Raw genomic sequence first — 18,755 nt, 5'->3', positions numbered from 1 at the left:
ATCACCACTGGATTACAACAATGCCGGGATGGCCGGGTGTGCTGGGAACACCTGAGCCGTTTACGTTACCGCCCCCGCCTGCGCCAGGCGCGTAAGGGTTGTTGGTGATACTGAAGCCACCACGCCCTCCACCTCCCCAATAACTAGAGCCACCAGAACCGCCGGAATGGCCGCTAACCTGCAGTGGTGCCGAAGCCGATAGCACCACGGTGATCGGATTTCCAGGTGAACCGAATAGGTTCAAATCCCCTCCGATACCGTTGCCCGGCACCCCTGGGAAACCAGGAGTTCCACCACCGACCTGGGCGCCTGTGGCCGATAAATAGCTGCCAAAGCTGCTGGAGGCACCAGGATTTCCGACACCATCAAGCACGCCGGCTCCGCCCGCGCCCACGGTAACCGCAACCGATGCGACGCCGGCGAGTGGTTGACGTTTGATTGCCGTACCTCCGGCAGAGCCGCCTGCGGCATCCGCGCGGACTTCGCCACTGGAAACATGGCCGCCGCTGGCACCGCCGCCGGTTACCGTGACGGTGGCAATACGACGGCCACTACGTAGTACCGGTGGAACGGTAAACGTATGGCTGCCTGCCGTAGCGAATTGGATTAGTCCATTGGCAAGCCCGCCAGGCAGCTCAGCCTGACCAACACACCACCAATTTCCAGCCCCATCACTACGCAGACGCAGCCAGTCACCAGAAAACAGCAGTTCCGTGGTGGACTGGCCAGAGGCTTGGGCAGTTGTATCGAGCCTCAGCTTATCCGTACCTGATGCTGCGATGATCAGAGCGTTGCTGCTGGCATCCGTGCGCCTGAGAACCAGCTCGCGGACGCCCAAGGATGAGGTCGCGGCGGGCAGTGTGTAGGTGCGGGTGCCGCTGGCGGCACTGAGCAGGATCAGGCCTTCATGATCAGCGTTGAGCTGAGTGTTTGCGCTCAAGCTGGTGATAGCTCCGCGCAGTTGGTATTGCGGGTGCGGATCAGTTTCTGCTTTGTGATTGACGATTAGCGAGTCTGCATAGGCTCGGGTCGCCAACACTACGCTGGGGTCAATTTTGAGCTGAATGTACTCAGTACTGCTGACCAGGATGTTCAGCCGCACTACCTGAGTGCGGCCGCTGCCCTGGCTGAGTTCAGGTTTGAATGTCGGCGGACAGTTGGCTACGGCTACCAGGTCGTTGTCTTCGTCGTAGAGGCCAATTTCTCGAATCCACCAGCCGCCGACATTCTCGGGGATGACTTGCTCGGCAATAATGATCGCGTCGTTGTTCGGGTCAATGTCCAGTCGGTTGAGCGGTGCCCGGCGGCGCTCATTGATGAGAGAGGTTTGCAGCCGATTTGGGTCGGGGTCTGTACCGTTGGCGTCACCTACGCCCATCTGGGTGATGACCCAAGGGATGCCCAGGGCATTGGCATTGGCCTGCTTGGCTTCACCGACAGCGGTGAGGATGGCCATGAATTGAGAGTTCTGGTCGGTCATGAGTAGATATCCATTGTGTCGATAACATGCTCACGCGCCCCCCAGGCCAGTGTGCCGCTGACCTCGATGTCGCGTGGTTGTGGTGGGTAGATGTCCAGCTCATCGCCATCTGACAGGGCGATGCCGATGTGTTCTGTGCCGTGAACGTCCAGGGCGATGGCCAGGCCTGTGATGTGGCGGCTTACCGGTTTGGCGTCGTCGATCAGCCAGACCAGCTCCTGATACATTTCTTCGGTGATGCCGGTTTCAAGTACGCCAATAAGCAACTGAAAGGTGCCGGGGGTGGCCGGGGGCGATTCTTCCCACCACTCGCGGACCTCAATCAAATAACCCAGCGGCTCGACCACCCGGCGCAGGGCGCCGATGGTGCCCTTGTGCGCATGGATGAAGTAGGCCGCTTTGATGGCCTCGCGCTTGGCGCGTTCTGGCCAGGCCGATGACCAGCGGTCGACGGAATAGGCCCAGGCCAGATAGGGCAGCAGCTCGACTGGGCAGGTGTCCGGGTTCCAGAGGTCGCGCAGGGGTACGGGTACCCGCTCAATCTGGGCCAGTGCCTGGGCGGCGTTGCGCTCCAGCTCGGTGGCGTTACCGGGCAGCAGGCAGGCGGGCATCAGTCGCCCCCTACGGTGACGCTGTAGCCAGTACAGAACGGGGCTTGCTGCAGGGTGGCGATGATATCGGCCCAGCCGGGCAGCTCAACACGGCGCACACCTTCGATATGCAGTGCGGCATCCAGCGCTGAGCGGTTAACCTCCTGGCCCAGCCGGCGGCGACGGTTGACCAGGGCGTCCAGGCGCTGTTCTGCAGCAGCGCGGATCGGTTCAGCCTCTGGGCCGGTGGTTTCCAAGTACAGCACGGCGGTGACTGTGTACGGGATGACCGTTGCGCTCTGCACGGTGAGGCGGTCTGCCACTGGGCGCCGGTCATCGTCTGACAGGTAGGCGTCTACTACGTTGAGCAGTTCTGCATCGGCGGTGCCGTCATCCAGGGCGCTTTGCACTGTGACGACTACCTCGGCTGGGGCTGGGCTGTCACAACTGGCATCCGCTACGCGGCCGTCAGCACTGCGGGCATGAAAGATGTAGGCGTTGCGCGGCCCTGCGGTGCTGAGCCCTTCCAGGGCCATTTGGGTGCGCTCGCGTAGACTCTCGTCACTCTCCATAACTGCTGACTGAGGTGGCACCGTATTCGGTTGGCCTGGAGTTACAATCAAACGCCCAACATTGAACCGGGCGGCAATCTGCTCCAGGTCAGCACCTTTGGCAAATGCCAGCATATTGGCCAAGGCAGCTTCATTGACTCGCTGTCGCCAAAGGGTTTCACGGTAAGCGCTTTCCTGCAGAAGCTTTGTCAGAGGCTCGGATTCAAGCTCTAGAGTTGCTGCGATCTCAAGTTGCTGATCCACCGGCCAAAGGCTGACAGCATAGGCCTTACGTTCTGCAAGGATCGATTCGTAATCCAGGATCTCGACAATGTTCGGGGCTGGTAACCGGGCCAGGTCGATCGGGGTGAAAGCGTTCATGAAACACCCCCAAGTTGAAGGGCTACACGAAGGTTCAGCCCGCTGCCGTTTGAAACCACTTCGCCCTCAAGGTCAAGAAGCCCCTGACTGCCTGTAATGGAGTACTCAACTCGTGACAGCCTGAACCGTGGCTCCCAACGCATCACCGCCACTGCTGTCGCAGCATACAAGCGCACCAGGGTTGCCGGATTTTGCGGCTGATCAATCAGCTCAGGCAGCAATGATCCGTATTCACGACGCATGACGCGCGAGCCAAGGGGTGTGGTCAAAATGTCTGAAAGGCTCTGGCGCAAGTGCTCAGATCCGCTGATGCTGCGACCAGTATCCCGGTGCATGCCGATCATTGCGGTTCTCCTGTGGTGCTGTTGCCACCACTGACTCCACCATGGCGATGGCTGACCAGGCTGATGCCGTTGGCGGTGACGTCCTGGCTGACGGTGACAGTACCGGTGATGCTGACGTTGCCCTGGATCTCGATGCCGGCGGGGATATGGAGGATCTGTTTGCCGCCAGCAGTCATGATGACGGTCATTTCCTTGCTGCCCATGTCGTAGCCCATCCAGGTGCCGTCGCCATAGGTGCGGCTGTCCAGATTCTGGTTGCTGCTGGGGGCTGGAAAACTGTCGGAGTTGAGCCCGACCAAGACGAGCCCGGCACCGAGTTCACCGCTGGGGCTGATGATGATGCACTGCTCCCCTTCGGTAGGCGGCTCCCAGTCGCGCACGTTGCCAGCCCGGCGGCTGAACCAGGGCAACCATTGGCTTAACAAGTTGCCGGATTTCACCCGACAGCGAGCATGCGCATGATCAACCGCCTGAACAGTGCCAGGGCGGATCATGTTATCGAGGCGGCGGCGAAGGTCTGCGATCGGGTCCATGCACGCATGGTGGCGCGTTACGCGCGCAGGAGCATGACTGGGGCTTTGTAAGCTAGCCGCTTACAGGGTTGCGCCGGCCAGGTGGGCGAGCAATTTATCGCGAATCAGATCCAGATCCTGCGGACTGAAACCCAACAACTCACGGCGGCTGTACTGCACCTGGGGTGCATTGCGGCCCGGGCGGTCACGCAAGCCATATTGGTGAACCCGGGCCAACCGGGCGGTGCGTGCAAGAAAGGCCAGGCCGATGCTGTTAGCGTCGGTTTGCAGCTTGAGGTGTTTCGACTGTTTAAGCCGGGTGAACATCTTGCGTTTGACTCGGCCGCTTTTGTCGCGCAACCGAGGTTTTCTGGGAGTGTAAGCGCTGCCATCCGGGTTGCGCTGTGCTGCTATGCGTTGTTGCTGGCTGCGGCGCAGGTCGCGTGCAATTTGCTGATTCAGTTGTCTTCTGGCCTTGGGTTCAAGCCTGGCCAGCAGTCCGCCGGCCCAGTCTTCCAGGGCTTTCAGATCTCCGCTCATGGGCTGGGGTTGTCCCACTCGGCCAGCAGTTCATCATTGCCAAAGAGCTGCCAGTGCTCGGCATCATAAGACTCGTCCAGTTGCGGCTCCGGAGGATGATCAACCGTCAGGGTTCCATTGGTAAGGCGCTTGACGATGACGCGCTCTGTCAGCGGCAGGGTTATGGAGAGGTCCACTTTTTTGTTGTCGAGTAGGTCGGCCTCAAACTTGACCGAGTCCTTGGCCTTGTCCAGGTTTTCCATCAACTCGCGCTGGTGGACCAGGAGCCAGGCGAACAGGGGCACAGCAATGGCATCCGGGTGGCCGGAATAATCGGTGAAAATGAGGTTCAGGGTGTAGGCGTACTCGAAGGACAGGCCTGGCGCTGCTGTGCTGCGCATTGTGCCTTCGTCAATGAACACATGGAGCCGGTCAGGGTTTTTGCGTAGTTCCGGAACGGCCTGCATCAGGTGTTGGCGAAGCGATTCGGGTTTGTTCATGGCTCACCTGGTAGTGGTAGATGGTATCGACCTGGGCAGCGCATTCAGCCCATGCAGCCTCAATGCGATCAATATCAGTCAACAGGTCACTGTTGTTGTGGGGGCTGGTCGCTGGCAAGCTGCAAGGCACGACTGCCGGACAGCCAAGCCTGATAATCTGCGGCGCTGCTGATTGTGGGGCGCTCGCGCAGCCGGCGAGCAGCAGCAGGCAGAGGTACACCGGCCCAAGCCTGTAGTTGCTGGTTCTCATTCTTCAGGACCTCAATCTGTTGCTCACGTTGGTGAAGGGCTCGACGGATATTCTCCTGCTGACTGCGCAGGCGCATCTGGGCAGCGCGTTCAGCCTGGATATTCTCCTGCAGCTCACTAATGACCGCTTCTTGGCTACTGACACGTTCCTGGGCGCGCTCAGCCCGCTCATGGGCCAGTAGCTTGGTCGCACGCTCTGACAGCAGGCGCTGGTGCTGGCCCCAGAACAACAGGGCCAATGCTGTTAACAGGCAGAGGCCATAGAGGATCTGGCGCAGGGTCGTCAAGCTGCAGCCTCCTGGGTTTCGGCATAGCGCTCGTAGGCGCGGGCTAGCTTGATGTCGTACAGGTTCCGAGCGAACCCCGGGCCGTTGTAGCGGCGGGCAAAGTCAGCCCACTTGCGGTTTTTCAGTGCTTTGTGCATGGCGCTATCGGCCTGAATGAAGCGCACGAAGGCTTCCAGTTGTGCAGCTTCGCCTGAACGCATGGCCTGCTCGAAGTTATCCGCACTGGTGTAACCCAGCAACCGCCAGTGGAACCCCATGATTTGGAACAACCCCCAACTGGTGGATTCCACAGCAGCATTGGCATCGATCATCTTGGCGCGGGCCAGCCGGGGGTACTCTCCCAGCCCACCCACATAGCCTCCCGGCCTGGAGTTGACCAGATCAGGGTGCACGGCCACCAACTCGCTGATTTGCTGGACGATCAGCTCGCGGTCATCCTCCGGCCCCGCCTGGCTCAACTGACGGTGCATGATGTGACGTTCGAACAGAATGGCGGGTTTGCCGGGGGCGAAGAAACCAGAGCCGCGACTTTCGACTTCATTGACAGCCTTGATCACCGCCAGCTCGATGCCAAGCTGTTCGGCTGCACGCACCAGATCTTGTTCCTTCAGCAGCACCGCGCAATCCCCGCCCGCCAAGGCGGCCATTGTTTTGGGGCCGGCGACGCCATCAACCACCAGCTTGGCTTTGCGCTGGAAGTCTTTAACGGCTCTTTCAGTGAGGGGGCCAAAGTCGCCGTCCAGCAGCAGATTGCTGCCACTGCGATTGAGTGCTGCCTGCAGGTCGCGTACCGGGTGGCCTTTGTCGCCAAGGCGAAGTATTTGGGTCATGGTTGTGTCCTCAGAAGGTGAGCCAGATTGCCGCGCGACCGGAACACCAGCACGCTGATCAGCAGTGCCAACAGCGCTTGCCAGATGGTTACGGGCGCGGGGTGCAGCACCAGATCCAGTGCAGAACAGAGCAAGACGCCGATCAGAGCGCTGGCCAGCAATGACACGCCGCGGCGGTAGCGATAGCCGTGGCGGTTGAAGCACAACAGCCGTAGGGCGGCAGCAAGGTAAGCCAGGATGGTTATCACGGGGAGCGTTGTCACAAGCCAGTGCATGTCAGCCTCCGGTACCGCGCTTGATGGCGGCGAGAATGGCATTAAGGTCGAGACGGTCTACCTGTAGCATCAGCTTCAGGGCCAACGGGACGATAATGATTGCGCCCAGGAATCCCCCGGTTCCCGACTCAGTGAGCGGGGTCTGTGCAACCACCTCGCCGCTCATCAGATACCCAACTAGTGCCGAGAACATGAGCGCTGCAAAGCGCTGCCAGGGCTTGAGCTCCTTTTTCGTGTACGCAACCAGGGCTGCGCCCAATACGGCCCCCATCAGGGCATTGGCATCGATCCAGGGCAGCATGGCTGCAATGCCTACACCGGCGGTTGCGGTAACTGCTAGGGCTGTACTGCTGGTTGGTTCAGCCATCATGGCCTCCTAGTCCCAAAGATTGATTGCTTGCTGCTCTGCTTGCCTGGGCTGATCCGGCAATGTGACCAGGTACCCCATGGGCAATACCGCTCCCTGGTCGGCCAGGCCGGGGTTGGCCTCAAGCACTGCCTCAGTCACTCCGGCTGTGCGGCCGTAGTACCGCCAGCAAATGGCATCGACGGTGTCGTTCTGCAGGGCGCGAACCTGATCCATCAGATCAGCACCACGGTTGAGCGAACCTTGCCAAGCAGATCGCGAACTGCCCAGCGGGCGTCACGGCGCAGTTCGTCAATAGTCGGCGTAAGCTTGTCGGCGTTTTTGTCACCATCGGTGCTGGTGTCGTAGCTGCGGTAGCGCTCGACCAGTTCGGCTCCAGCACTGCAGATCACTGCACGGGTGTAGAGCACCACCAGCCGGCTCTGACCATTGATCTCAGGGCCTGGGATCGCGGCAAGGCCGGAGTACTGCTCCAGGTGCTGGGCTTTGAAGTGGCTCAGGTCATCGTTAACGCTGAGCATGGCGTTGACCAGGGCGGCTTCCAGTCTGGTGTCGGTGACGCTGCCATCGAGTCGCAGCGTGTCGCGTGCGGCATTGGCATCAATGTCCGGAAACCAGCCATCGTTGCTGAGCTGGAACGGTTCGGTGTTGCCTGTGGCGATAAATGCGCTCATGGTGTTTTCCCAGGTCGCCGGTGGGCGGGGTGCTGGACTGGGAAAAGGAGTAAACCCTGGTCAAGCACCCCGCGCCGGCGGGCGTCGGGGGGACGCTCGGTTAGCCGACTGTATCGGCGTGTTTTTTCAGCAGGCGGTCGACCTTTCCCAGATCCTTTTTGCCGCCACAGTGGCTGTGCAGTTCGATGGCGCGGGCCAGATACTCGCGAGCAAGCTTGAGGGCTTCGACATTGAACTCAACTTCGTCGCTGGCCTTCAGGATGGCTTTGCCCAAGGCCAATTCGAGCTTGGCCCGCACCTGGTCAGGCATGTCATGTTCCAGGGTGATTACCCGGGTGGAAATCAGGGTTTCAACATCAAAGCTGTTGCCCGTTTTCAAACGCTCCAGGGCTGCGCTGGCTATTTCTTCGGCGATCAACGTCGCTGGGGTACGGGCAAAACGATCGGGCAACTTGAGGCCAGCCGCCAACACGTAGGTAGCCATGGGGATGGCAAGGTCGGAGTACCGTTCGGCATCAATAGCCCATACCATCAAGGTGGCAATGACGTCATCCTGAACCCCTGCCCCACTCTCCAACACGCCTTTGATGTAATCCTCATACTCGGGCAGCAGTTGCCGCTTGAGTTCGGCCTTGCCTTGGTCGGACTGGATCTGTTTCAGACGCAGGTGATCCTGCTGCAACTTGGCCAGGAACTGCTCGTACACAGTAGCGTTGGCCATACTGCCCTGCTCTTCCAGGGCAATGACGGCGGCCTGCTTGGCCGCTACGCGGGCCATATGCCGGGCAGCAGGTGACAGATTGCGGTTCATGATTCTGCTCCTTGAATAAAAAGGCTGCCGGGGATGCCGGCAGCAAGCTCTGGCTCAACCCGTTATCAGGGGTTCACAGGGGCTGGAGTGATGTTCTCGACCATGCAGCCACAACCGTAGTCCTCAACCACGTAGGCTTCGTTGTCGCTCTCGTAGTTCTCAACCCGATCGCGCTTGGCATTGTCGGTGACGGTGCGCCGACGGGTGCCTTCCTGCCAGTAGATGGACAGGTTATCCAGGCGAGTGACCATCACGGCGGTAGCCGGGAAGTAAGGCACCCGAACAGCCGGTAGTCCGCCGATACGCTTCTGGCTGATGATGATGTCGGTGGCCAGCTTCTCGCTCGCGGGCTGCTCCTGATTCACCAGCGGGAAGTATTTGTCATGCAACAGCGCGCGGCCGCAGATCGCCACCAGCTCGGTATCTTCCTGGTACCAGGGTTCGATCAGGTTGTTGATGGCGTCGTAGACCAGTGCATCGAGGTTGGCATAATCACCGCCCTCGCCGTAAGTAACCTGGCCACTGCTTTCGACTACCTCGGCCATTACCCTTGAGGGTGCATGCTGGCGGTACTTTTGCAGCCAGCCGACGTTGACATCCTGCAGCATGGGATTGGCTACCTTGTCGGAGGTGGCTGCGCGGCTAACCCCGTTGAAGCCAATCATGATGCGATCAAGTGCCTGGCGGCGCAGGATCAGGTCGCGGATCCGGGTCTGGAAGTCCGGGAAGTGGCGCCAAGCGTCCAGCTTCGTGTACCGCAGATGGGTGTCGAAGTTGGTCTGGCTGCAGAAGTAGCCGTGCTTGTCGAAGTTGGTCGGGTCGCTGGTTTGACGATCGGCGGTGTTGGTGTCGGTGGTGCCGGCGATCGGCCCGCCAATACCCAGGCCGATCTTCTCACCGGCCTGCTGGGATACGCCAATCATGTTGATGCTACCGAGGAAGGCGCTGGACTCCTGCATGCGGGTTTCCAGGGTCTGTTGCACGCTCGGTTCGACGGTAAACGAGCGGGTGCCCGGATCCACGCCATTCAACTGGGCCAGCGCGGCGCAGTAGGCTTCAAAGAGTTTTCGGGTGTCATTGCGCATGGTGTTACTCCGTGTCGGTTTGGCCTGTCCTGATCAGCAGTCGGTGACGATCTGCCCGTCGCCACCGGTGGCCGGGGGGCGCTGGCGGTGGTGCTGGTTGGGGGTGTTCTCAAGCTGCTGCTTGAGTTCATTGAACTCGTTACGCAGGTCTGCTGCAGGCTGCAGTTGCTCCTTCAGGTCAGCGACCTCGTTCTGCAGCTGGCTGAAGCTCTGGGCAGATTCGGCACAGTGACCTGCCAGGGCTTCAACGGCGGCATGGATGTCCGCGAAGGTGGCGTCATCCTTGACTGACTTGTCCTTGCCCGATTTGAGCAAGTCGTTAACCCGGGTGAAGAGCTTCTGCAGCTTGCCCGGGTTGTCATCGACTTCCTCGAATTCAAGTTCCGCTTCCAGGGCCTCCGAGAACAGGTTGTCCGGATGTTCCTTGCGCCCAATGAAGGGACTGGCCGCGGGATTCTTTGCGCTGAACTGCAGTACCTCGGTACCCAGACTGGCGGGGGTGTCGGTGACTGCCAGCCCCATCAAGTAGGCCTTGCCGCTGTCAGCAAACTTCTCGCGCACTTCGATGCTGGTAAAGATTTTCTGCTTGGCCTTGTTCATTGAGACCAGATCGTCAGTCGGATCCAGCTGGACGAACAGCGCCAACTTCTTCTTGCCGTCCATGTCGATCTCTTCAGCCTTGGCAGCGAGCACGTCGCCATAGGCTTTGAACGGGCTGTCAGGCAGCACGCCACGATAGTGCTCAAGCCAGACCCGCGCGCCGTATTTGCTGCGGTCGTAGGTTTCGGCCATCTCCTCGATCCAGCTGCGCTCAATCTGGCGACCGTCGGTGGTCATCCCTTCAACCGCTACGCGGACCCACTTCGATTTGAACTTCGGCATGTTCGGCTTCCCTTGATGACAATGCTGTGCAGCTCTGCACGTGATGAGGGCCATGGTCGGCAGCGGGCGCGCGTGCAGCAACGCGGGGGATTTGTAGGGCAAGCGAATACAGGGGCAGCGGCAGGTCAGGAGCAGCGACGAACCGCAACATTGCCGGCATGAACACTGCATTGGCCGACATGAGCATGGACAACCGCCGCCTGGGGAAATTTCTCTATTGGCAGGGTTGGCGCATCACGCAAATTGCTGAATACCTTGGGGAGAAGGAGCCCACGGTGCACAGCTGGAAAAAGCGCGATGACTGGGACCGCGCCGATACAATCGAGCGGATCGGCGGCGCCCTCGAGGCCCGACTTGTACAACTGATTCTCAAGGAGGGCAAGTCCGGGGGCGACTTCAAAGAGATTGACTTGCTGCACCGCCAACTCGAGCGCCAGGCGCGGATCCAGCGTTACCAGGGTGGCGGCAGCGAAACCGACCTGAACCCGAAAATCGCCAATCGCAATACGGCCGATCGCAAGCGAAAACCGCGCAACGAATACAGCGACGAGCAAGCCGAGCAGTTGCTTGAGGCCTTCCGGGACTCGCTGTTTCAGTATCAGCACGACTGGTTCATGGCTCGCAACCAGCGAACCCGGGCAATCCTCAAAAGCAGACAGATCGGCGCGACCTTTTACTTTGCACGTGAGGCCCTTGTTGACGCGATTGAGACCGGGCGCAACCAGATCTTCCTGTCAGCCTCGAAGAGTCAGGCGCATCTGTTCAAGCAGTACATCGTGCAGTTCGCCAGGGAGGCCTGCGGCCTGGAACTGAGTGGTGACCCAATCGTGCTGCCCAACGGGGCGCATATCTATTTCCTGGGCACCAACGCCCGTACTGCCCAGGGCTACCACGGTAACTTCTACTTCGATGAATTTTTCTGGACATTCCGGTTTGAAGAGCTGAACAAAGTCGCCTCGGGCATGGCGATGCAGAAGCAATACCGCAAGACATATTTTTCGACACCCAGCTCAATGGCTCATGAGGCCTACACCTTCTGGACCGGTGAACGCTTCAATCGTCGGCGCGCCAAAAAAGACAGGGTGCAGATCGATGTCAGCCATGGATCACTGCAGGGTGGCAGGCTCTGTGAAGACCGGATCTGGCGACAAATCGTCACCATCCTTGATGCCGAGGCCGGTGGCTGCAACCTGTTCGATATCGAAGAGCTGCGCATGGAATACAGCGCCGAGGCCTTCGAGAACCTGCTCATGTGCCAGTTCGTAGACGATGGCGCAAGCATCTTCCCGCTGGCCATGCTGCAACCATGCATGGTCGACACCTGGGATGTCTGGGCCGAGGACTATCGACCTCACGCCGCTCGCCCCTTCGGTGACAAGCAGGTATGGGTCGGATATGACCCGGCAGAAACGGGAGACAGCGCCGGCCTCATCGTCGTTGCACCACCGGCATTGCCTGGAGGCAAATTCCGAGTCCTGGAGCGCCATCAGTTCCGCGGCATGGACTTTGCCGCCCAGGCCGAGGCGATCCGGGCGGTCACCAAACGCTACTGGGTGACATACATCGGTATCGACATGACCGGTATGGGCAGCGGCGTGGCACAGTTGGTCAAGCAGTTCTTCCCCAGCCTCACCACCTTCAGCTACTCACCGGAAGTAAAGACCCGGTTAGTGCTGAAAGCCTATGACGTGATCAACAAGGGCCGGCTCGAGTTCGATGCTGGCTGGACCGATCTCGCCCAGGCATTGATGGCGATTCGCAAGACCACAACGGCTAGCGGGCGCCAGTACACCTACACCGCAGGCCGCAATGATGAAACCGGCCATGCTGATCTTGCCTGGGCACTGTTCCACGCGATCCACAACGAACCTCTGGAAGGACAGACCGGCCGCAACACCGGCCGTATCGTCCTGCCTGACTGACGGAGACCCACCCAATGAAGAAACGCCGCCAACCACCGTCCACCCAGCACACTGCCAGCCAAACCCAGGGGGATCGCCTGCACTTCACCTTCGGTGCACCTGAACCTGTGCTGCAGGGCCGTGACCTGCTCGACTATCTGGAATGCTGGATGAATGGCCGCTGGTATGAACCACCGATCAGCTTCCCTGGGCTGGCCAAGTCCTTCCGCGCAGGTACGCACCATGCCTCGGCCATCTTCTTCAAGCGCAATCTGCTGGTCTCCACCTTTGTGCCACACCGGTTGCTATCACGTGAAGCCTTTGGTCGTTGGGCCCTGGACTTTCTCACCTTCGGCAACGGCTATCTGGAGCGCCACGACTCCATGCTGCGCCGGTCGCTCCAGCTCAAACCGGTATTGGCAAAGTACGTGCGGCGAGGTGCCGACCTGGACAGTTATTTTCAGGTGCTGAACTGGAAGGAGGAACACGCATTTGACCCCGGCACTGTGTTCCACTTGCTGGAGCCGGACATCAACCAGGAAGTCTATGGTCTGCCCCAGTACCTGGGCGCCTTGCAGAGCGCCTGGCTCAACGAGTCAGCGACCCTGTTCCGGCGCAAGTACTACAACAATGGCAGCCACGCCGGTTTCATCCTGTATATGACCGATCCCGGTCAGAATGAGGAAGACATCGACGCCCTGCAGGAGGCCATGAAGAACGCCAAGGGTCCGGGCAATTTCCGCAACCTGTTCATCTATGCGCCCGGCGGCAAGAAGGATGGCCTGCAGTTGATACCGGTCAGCGAGGTCGCCGCCAAAGACGACTTCTTCAACATCAAAAACGTCAGCCGCGACGACCTGTTGGCCGCCCACCGGATCCCGCCACAGCTGATGGGTATCGTCCCCAGCAACGCTGGCGGTTTCGGTTCCATCACCCAGGCCGCCGAGGTCTACGCCATCAACGAATTGGCCCCGCTGCAGCGTATGTTCCAGCAGCTCAATGAGTGGATGGGGGAAGAGGTGGTCAGGTTCGATAGCTATGCGTTACCGATAAGCAAACCTTGACATCTAACACAGGGCTGCAAATGCAGCCCTCAAAATAGCTATCCCAATAAAGCCGATATCTCTGGCGCAAGAGTAGCAAGAACGACACCGAAGAAAAGCCAAACAGTCCCGATAAACGTAATGTGCAGGCCGCCAGTACTAGACTCCTCGATAATGTGCTTCATTTCACTACGCAGATTATCACGCGCACCAGCTTCCGCCTTAATCCCAGCCTCTAGCTTTGAAGTGGTCGAGTGATAGTCAGATTCAACACTGCTTATTCTGCTGTGAATGTTTTCTAGACCTTTTTCAACGCTGGCCATCCATTCGTCTAAATTTTCGCGATCTGTAGGAATGAATGGGGAGTACATTGATCCATTACCAACTAAACCGGAAGACATGAGCCCTTCAGCCCTACCCATATTAGGTCGGTTGCAAAGCGGACACCTTTTGAACCAACTGCGGATACCAGCAAGAACAGCAGGATGACCAAACTGATCACGTGTTTTTTTGATCCCCCAAATAACTGTTGCCAGCCCAGACAGCTGGAACAACAAGCCTCCAACCCTAATTATAGGCTCCTGATAATTCATCATGAAAAGCCCGAAAAGAACGATAATGACCCATAACAGTGTCAGATAAACAAGCTTCGGCTCCCATAGCCACCTGATCAAACGTTTCAACATCCTGCCTCTCCCTTCTTTACCGTCCCGAACCATAGAGCCTATCGCCAACCAACAACCAAGTCATCCAAGCGGAGCACACCCAGGCGCGCGCCGTCTTCCCCCCTCCCCGCCTCCGGTCTAAATGTGTCGAAAAATATGCAGGCATGCTCTGTACGAAAACGCCAGCAGCACTGGCACCCATTACAGACCAGCCACAGTGTCGCTTTATGCAGAATCATGCGCTGAAAACTCAGCCAGGCATTCACAGAACCTCGAAGCATCGCCCGCTAATTTTCAGGACGCCATCGGAACGGGGTTATATTGGTTCACCCTCCGCATCAAAAAACAGTAACCCATTGATTTTAAAAAATAAAAACACTAACCCTTGTAGGGTATTTTTAGGTTAGAGAAAGTATCCCGAGAGGTTATGTTGTTGTTTTTAAAGGAATTGATGTTTATGAGATATCACCATGCTCAAGGGTAAGTAGATTACCGTTTTTGCACCTAAAAATTACCATCTATTAATACCTCTGAAACCTGCATTCCAGAGCCTTTCAGATGAAGTTTTTTTTCACCTTGCACCAATATTACCGTTTTCCGATCGCGCCCTGAAAAAACGGAAACCCAGCCCCGGCGGGCGGATTTTGGCTCTCTCCATGCACAAAGCCATGTTCTTCTTCACTCCCTCGCACACACAAAAAAGGCCGCATCTCGCGGCCTTTTTCACCCTCAGTGGTGCTACTTACAGGATCCGGATCTCCAACGGACAAATCACGCCCCCGCAACCAGTTTACAAAACCGCTGATCGGCGCAAGCCAATCAGCGGTTTTTTTTATGCTCAGAAGAACGCTATCAAAGGCTCAACCGCGCCTTCAGCGCGGCTGCAAACTGAATGGTTCGACCAGCCCGGCGCCGATCGCCATACCTACCAGCGCCGGCAGACTGTCGGCCTGCATGCGCTTCATCACCCGCGCACGATACAGATCCACGGTCTTGACGCTGACATGCAGCTGCTCAGCGATTTCCCGATTGCTGTAACCCTGCACCAACGGCAGCAAAATGTCTCTTTCACGCGGGGTCAGGCTATCGAGCCGGGCCTGGACCTCATGCCGGGCCCGCTGGTTGGTGGCGATTACCGGTTGACGGTTGAGCGCTCGCTGGACGCTGTCGAGCAGCAACTGTTCGTTGTAGGGCTTTTCGATAAAGTCGACCGCACCACCGCGAAAGGCCCGGACCACAATCGGCACATCGGCGTGAGCGCTAACGAAAATGACCGGCAACTCGAGGCCACGCTCACGCATCGCCTCCTGCACCGCCAGCCCACCCATGCCCGGCATGCGGATATCCAGCAGAACACAGGCCGATGCCATTGGATCACAGGCATCAAGAAAGGCCTGACCATTGGTGAACGGCAGCGCCTTAAGTCCGACCGAGTCAAACAGCCAGACGGTGGAGTCGAGCATGCCCTGGTCATCATCGACAACATAAACCAGTTGCTGGGACATCTCGGGCATGCGCGCTCCTTTTGTTGTTCGCAAAATCAGGGCTGGCAGCCTAATCGACACTGGCGCCAACCGGCAACCAGCAATGCAGGCATAACCCACCATCGTCAACCGGCAGTGCTTCAAGCCCACCACCAAAGCCTTCAACGATACCCTGACTCATCGACAGGCCCAAGCCCAAACCATCCGGCTTGCTGGTATAGAACGGGGTGAACATCTTGCTGCGCTCGTCCTCGGACAAGCCCGGCCCCTGATCGATCACCCGTATATGTACCAGCCCGGCAGCACTGTCGAGTTGCAGGGTGATCTGTGAGGACGCTTGCGGATGGCGTTCACGATTGGCCTCGATAGCGTTGCGCAGCAGATTCAGCAGCACCTGCTGCAACAGGATTGGATCGACCTGAACCAGTGGCACCTCAGCAGCGAACTGCTCGACCACGCTGATCTGATGCTGGACGGCCTCCCAGGCACAGAGATTGACCGCCTCACGCAACAACTGTGCCGGCGCGAGCCGTTGCAATCGGCGCTGGCCCTTGCGCAGAAAGCCGCGCAGCCGGCGAATTACCGCCGCCGCATGCTCGGCCTGCTCACTGATCCGGGCCAGCCCCTGTTCGACCTTCTCCAGCCCTACCTGCCCTTGGTGCGCGCCGCTCAGGTAACGCTGACTGGCACTGGCATAGTTGAGAATCGCTGCCAGTGGCTGGTTCAGCTCATGGGCAATTCCCGAGGCCAGCTCGCCCAGGGTCGCCAGCCGGGCGGCGTGGGCCAGCTCATCCTGCAGCCGACGGTTGCTTTCCTCGCTATGGATTCGCGCAGTGATATCCCGCGATACGCTGATGACCTCGACCACGCTGCCGGTGTAGGTTTCACGGATGGCCCGGCTGGCAGTCTCGAACCAGAGATAGTGACCATCGTTATGCCGGATCCGGTAAGTCACTGTCAGGTAGCCGTCCTGCTCCAGAGCACGCCGGTAACGCTCACCCAATTGGGCACTGTCTTGCGGATGGTAGAGGTTTTGAATCGAACTGCCACGCAGTTGCTCGGGCGAGTAACCGAGCAACGTACGAGCAGCTGGCGAGGCGTCGAGAAACACTCCATCCGGGGTATGGCGGGAAATCAGATCGGTGGTGTTCTCGACAATCAATCGATATAGCCGATGAGCTACGGTAGCTTCATGCTGCAGGCGCAGGCTCTCGGTCGCATCCCGGCCACGTACCAGCACGGCCGCCAGCGCCGGCTGGGGGATATAGCTCCAGAGCAGATAACGCTCCCCAACATGGGCTTCCACCTCGTCGATGCAGCGCTGCTGGCGGCGACAGGCTCCGACCAGGGCCTCATGATTGGCCGGTAACCAGTCCGACAACCCGGGTCCACTAGCCAACAACTGCTGCAACGCCGGATTGCCCTCGTCGGTGCACGCATCGGTAATCAGCAGACTGGGCTGCGGGTCACTGTCGAGCAGCTGCCTGGCCGCCCGGCGCAATGTGCTGAGCTGTGTCTTCACTCAAATTCCTTATAGTAAAAATACTATAATACTTTAGATTATCTTCCATATATCACAGAAATAAACTATAAATCCCATCGTGAAAGTCTGGTAGCCAGATCCGGACCTGTCACTACAAGAGCCAACAAATAACCAGCCCAGGTGTTGCCATGTCGATTTTTCAGGAAGGTCTGTCCCAGGCCCCGGTCAACCATATCGCTCTGAGCCCACTGAGTTTCATCGAGCGGACCGCCAGCGTCTACCCGCATTACCCTGCCGTGATCCATGGCGCAATCCGCCGCGATTGGGAGGAAACCTATCAGCGCTGCCGACGGCTGGCTTCGGCGCTACAGGGTCGTGGCATTGGTGCCGGCGACACCGTAGCCGTCATGCTGCCGAACATTCCGGCCATGCTTGAAGCCCATTTCGGCATCCCCATGATCGGTGCGGTCCTCAATACCCTCAACGTGCGCCTGGATGCCGAAGCCATCGCCTTCATGCTCAACCATGGCGAAGCCAGGGCACTGATCACCGACCGAGAATTCCATGTGGTCATCCGTGAAGCCCTGCAGCTCATCAACCGACCGATTCTGGTCATTGACGTCGATGATCCGGAATACGGTGAAGGCGAAGCGGTCAGCGACCTTGATTATGAAGCCTTTCTTGCCGAGGGCGATCCCGAGTTCGCCTGGCACTGGCCCAGTGACGAATGGCAGGCGATCTCGCTGAACTACACCTCCGGCACCACCGGCAACCCCAAGGGCGTGGTCTACCACCACCGCGGCGCCTACCTCAATGCGCTGGGCAACCAGATGACCTGGGGCATGGGCCAGCACCCGGTATACCTGTGGACCCTGCCGATGTTCCACTGCAACGGCTGGTGCTACCCCTGGACCGTCACCGCCCTGGCCGGCGTACATGTCTGTCTGCGCCGGGTCGACCCCCAGAAGATTCTCAACCTGATAGATGAGCATCAGGTCACGCACCTGTGCGGCGCGCCCATCGTCCTCAATGCCCTGGCCAACATGCCGGAATCGGCCAAGGCCGCCATCGACCATCAGGTCAAGGCGATGGTCGCCGGCGCCGCGCCGCCGGCCAAGGTGATCGGCTCAGTCGAGGCCATGGGTATCGAAGTGACCCACGTATACGGCCTGACTGAGGTCTATGGCCCGGTCACCGTTTGCGCCTGGCATGAAGAGTGGAACGAGCTGCCACTGGACGAGCGGGCCCGACTCAAGTCGCGTCAGGGCGTGCGCTACCCGACCCTGGAAGGGGTGATGGTGGCCGATCCCCAGACCCTGCAGCCGGTGCCGCGCGACGGCGAAACCATCGGCGAGATTTTCATGCGCGGCAATACCGTGATGAAAGGCTATCTGAAAAACCCCGAAGCCACCGCCGAAGCCTTTGAAGGCGGCTGGTTCCACACCGGTGATCTGGCGGTCTGCCACCCCAACGGCTATGTGGAAATTCGCGACCGGCTCAAGGACATCATCATCTCCGGTGGCGAGAACATCTCCACCATCGAAGTTGAAGACACCCTGTACAAGCACCCGGCAATACTCGAAGCCGCAGTAGTCGCTCGCCCGGACGAGAAATGGGGCGAAACACCCTGCGCCTTTATCGCCCTCAAGGGCAGTCAGCAGGCCAGTGCCGAGGACATCATGCAGTTCTGCCGCGAACACCTGGCCGGCTTCAAGGTGCCCAAGACCGTAGTGTTTACAGAACTGCCCAAGACCTCGACCGGCAAGATCCAGAAATTCGTGCTGCGCGACTGGGCCAAACAGCTCTGAGCCCGACGCCAATCACAGCGCACAACCCGTTTCA

At 59.0% G+C, this 18,755-nt stretch carries 23 protein-coding genes; 3 read left to right on the top strand and 20 right to left on the bottom strand.

All coding sequences use genetic code 11. The features are described from left to right. Position 1 precedes the first annotated feature (1 nt). The 17 genes from C2846_RS07035 to C2846_RS06960 form a co-directional block, all read right to left on the bottom strand. A complete protein-coding gene (locus C2846_RS07035; RefSeq protein ID WP_119701067.1) occupies positions 2–1,480 on the bottom strand; it encodes a phage tail protein in 1,479 nt (492 codons plus the stop codon). Continuing rightward, the gene (locus C2846_RS07030; protein WP_119701066.1) at positions 1,477–2,091 is read right to left on the bottom strand and encodes a phage tail protein I; all 615 of its coding nucleotides are present in this window, start codon (positions 2,089–2,091) and stop codon (positions 1,477–1,479) included. Before C2846_RS07030 ends, C2846_RS07035 begins: the two co-directional genes overlap by 4 nt. Next, positions 2,091–3,002 carry a baseplate J/gp47 family protein gene (locus tag C2846_RS07025; protein ID WP_119701065.1) on the bottom strand — a complete coding sequence of 304 codons (912 nt, stop codon included), beginning with the start codon at positions 3,000–3,002 and terminating at the stop codon, positions 2,091–2,093. Before C2846_RS07025 ends, C2846_RS07030 begins: the two co-directional genes overlap by 1 nt. Continuing rightward, on the bottom strand, positions 2,999–3,346 hold the full coding sequence (locus C2846_RS07020) for a GPW/gp25 family protein (RefSeq protein WP_119701064.1): 348 nt from the start codon (positions 3,344–3,346) through the stop codon (positions 2,999–3,001). Before C2846_RS07020 ends, C2846_RS07025 begins: the two co-directional genes overlap by 4 nt. Continuing rightward, on the bottom strand, positions 3,343–3,879 hold the full coding sequence (locus C2846_RS07015) for a phage baseplate assembly protein V (protein ID WP_119701063.1): 537 nt from the start codon (positions 3,877–3,879) through the stop codon (positions 3,343–3,345). Before C2846_RS07015 ends, C2846_RS07020 begins: the two co-directional genes overlap by 4 nt. Positions 3,880–3,939: 60 nt before the next feature. Then, complete coding sequence (locus C2846_RS07010) at positions 3,940–4,398, bottom strand: phage virion morphogenesis protein (protein ID WP_119701062.1); 459 nt, start codon at positions 4,396–4,398, stop codon at positions 3,940–3,942. Next, positions 4,395–4,877 carry a phage tail protein gene (locus tag C2846_RS07005; RefSeq protein WP_119701061.1) on the bottom strand — a complete coding sequence of 161 codons (483 nt, stop codon included), beginning with the start codon at positions 4,875–4,877 and terminating at the stop codon, positions 4,395–4,397. The genes C2846_RS07010 and C2846_RS07005 overlap by 4 nt, the downstream gene beginning before the upstream one ends. Continuing rightward, on the bottom strand, positions 4,810–5,079 hold the full coding sequence (lysC, locus tag C2846_RS18815; RefSeq protein ID WP_240638168.1) for an Rz1-like lysis system protein LysC: 270 nt from the start codon (positions 5,077–5,079) through the stop codon (positions 4,810–4,812). The genes C2846_RS07005 and lysC overlap by 68 nt, the downstream gene beginning before the upstream one ends. Then, positions 4,964–5,413 carry an Rz-like lysis system protein LysB gene (lysB, locus tag C2846_RS07000; protein WP_119701060.1) on the bottom strand — a complete coding sequence of 150 codons (450 nt, stop codon included), beginning with the start codon at positions 5,411–5,413 and terminating at the stop codon, positions 4,964–4,966. The genes lysC and lysB overlap by 116 nt, the downstream gene beginning before the upstream one ends. Beyond that, complete coding sequence (locus tag C2846_RS06995; protein WP_119701059.1) at positions 5,410–6,243, bottom strand: N-acetylmuramidase domain-containing protein; 834 nt, start codon at positions 6,241–6,243, stop codon at positions 5,410–5,412. Before C2846_RS06995 ends, lysB begins: the two co-directional genes overlap by 4 nt. Further along, the gene (locus C2846_RS06990; protein ID WP_119701058.1) at positions 6,240–6,518 is read right to left on the bottom strand and encodes a phage holin family protein; all 279 of its coding nucleotides are present in this window, start codon (positions 6,516–6,518) and stop codon (positions 6,240–6,242) included. The genes C2846_RS06995 and C2846_RS06990 overlap by 4 nt, the downstream gene beginning before the upstream one ends. Before the next feature lies 1 nt (position 6,519). Further along, positions 6,520–6,885 (bottom strand): putative holin, encoded by a 366-nt coding sequence (locus C2846_RS06985; protein WP_165443782.1) that lies wholly within the window; start codon positions 6,883–6,885, stop codon positions 6,520–6,522. A 9-nt stretch (positions 6,886–6,894) separates the two neighbouring features. Continuing rightward, positions 6,895–7,101: a tail protein X gene (locus tag C2846_RS06980; protein ID WP_119701056.1), complete on the bottom strand. Its 207-nt coding sequence runs from the start codon at positions 7,099–7,101 to the stop codon at positions 6,895–6,897. After that, positions 7,101–7,559 carry a head completion/stabilization protein gene (locus tag C2846_RS06975; protein WP_119701055.1) on the bottom strand — a complete coding sequence of 153 codons (459 nt, stop codon included), beginning with the start codon at positions 7,557–7,559 and terminating at the stop codon, positions 7,101–7,103. The genes C2846_RS06980 and C2846_RS06975 overlap by 1 nt, the downstream gene beginning before the upstream one ends. Positions 7,560–7,659: 100 nt before the next feature. After that, positions 7,660–8,370 (bottom strand): phage terminase small subunit, encoded by a 711-nt coding sequence (gene gpM / locus C2846_RS06970; protein ID WP_119701054.1) that lies wholly within the window; start codon positions 8,368–8,370, stop codon positions 7,660–7,662. Between the two features lie 65 nt (positions 8,371–8,435). Then, a complete protein-coding gene (locus tag C2846_RS06965; RefSeq protein ID WP_119701053.1) occupies positions 8,436–9,455 on the bottom strand; it encodes a phage major capsid protein, P2 family in 1,020 nt (339 codons plus the stop codon). 33 nt (positions 9,456–9,488) lie between these two features. Beyond that, positions 9,489–10,337 carry a GPO family capsid scaffolding protein gene (locus C2846_RS06960; RefSeq protein ID WP_119701052.1) on the bottom strand — a complete coding sequence of 283 codons (849 nt, stop codon included), beginning with the start codon at positions 10,335–10,337 and terminating at the stop codon, positions 9,489–9,491. Between the two features lie 158 nt (positions 10,338–10,495). On the opposite strand from C2846_RS06960, the gene C2846_RS06955 reads away from it, so the two are divergent. Beyond that, the gene (locus C2846_RS06955) at positions 10,496–12,259 is read left to right on the top strand and encodes a terminase ATPase subunit family protein (RefSeq protein ID WP_119701051.1); all 1,764 of its coding nucleotides are present in this window, start codon (positions 10,496–10,498) and stop codon (positions 12,257–12,259) included. A gap of 14 nt (positions 12,260–12,273) precedes the next feature. After that, entirely contained in the window at positions 12,274–13,302 is a 1,029-nt protein-coding gene (locus C2846_RS06950) for a phage portal protein (RefSeq protein ID WP_119701050.1), read from the top strand. A gap of 38 nt (positions 13,303–13,340) precedes the next feature. Here C2846_RS06950 and C2846_RS06945 read toward each other — a convergent pair whose 3' ends face one another. The 3 genes from C2846_RS06945 to C2846_RS06935 form a co-directional block, all read right to left on the bottom strand. After that, positions 13,341–13,967: a hypothetical protein gene (locus C2846_RS06945; RefSeq protein ID WP_119701049.1), complete on the bottom strand. Its 627-nt coding sequence runs from the start codon at positions 13,965–13,967 to the stop codon at positions 13,341–13,343. A gap of 851 nt (positions 13,968–14,818) precedes the next feature. Then, entirely contained in the window at positions 14,819–15,460 is a 642-nt protein-coding gene (locus tag C2846_RS06940) for a response regulator transcription factor (protein ID WP_119701048.1), read from the bottom strand. Between the two features lie 40 nt (positions 15,461–15,500). Continuing rightward, on the bottom strand, positions 15,501–16,931 hold the full coding sequence (locus C2846_RS06935; protein WP_080051564.1) for a PAS domain-containing sensor histidine kinase: 1,431 nt from the start codon (positions 16,929–16,931) through the stop codon (positions 15,501–15,503). 170 nt (positions 16,932–17,101) lie between these two features. On the opposite strand from C2846_RS06935, the gene C2846_RS06930 reads away from it, so the two are divergent. Then, on the top strand, positions 17,102–18,721 hold the full coding sequence (locus C2846_RS06930; protein WP_119701047.1) for an acyl-CoA synthetase: 1,620 nt from the start codon (positions 17,102–17,104) through the stop codon (positions 18,719–18,721). Positions 18,722–18,755: the final 34 nt, after the last annotated feature.

The organism is Pseudomonas jilinensis (assembly GCF_003586265.1).
In the GTDB taxonomy this organism is placed as follows: domain Bacteria; phylum Pseudomonadota; class Gammaproteobacteria; order Pseudomonadales; family Pseudomonadaceae; genus Halopseudomonas; species Halopseudomonas phragmitis.
Note: the sequence above shows the minus strand (reverse complement) of the source record. Positions and strands in the feature narration are given on the sequence as shown.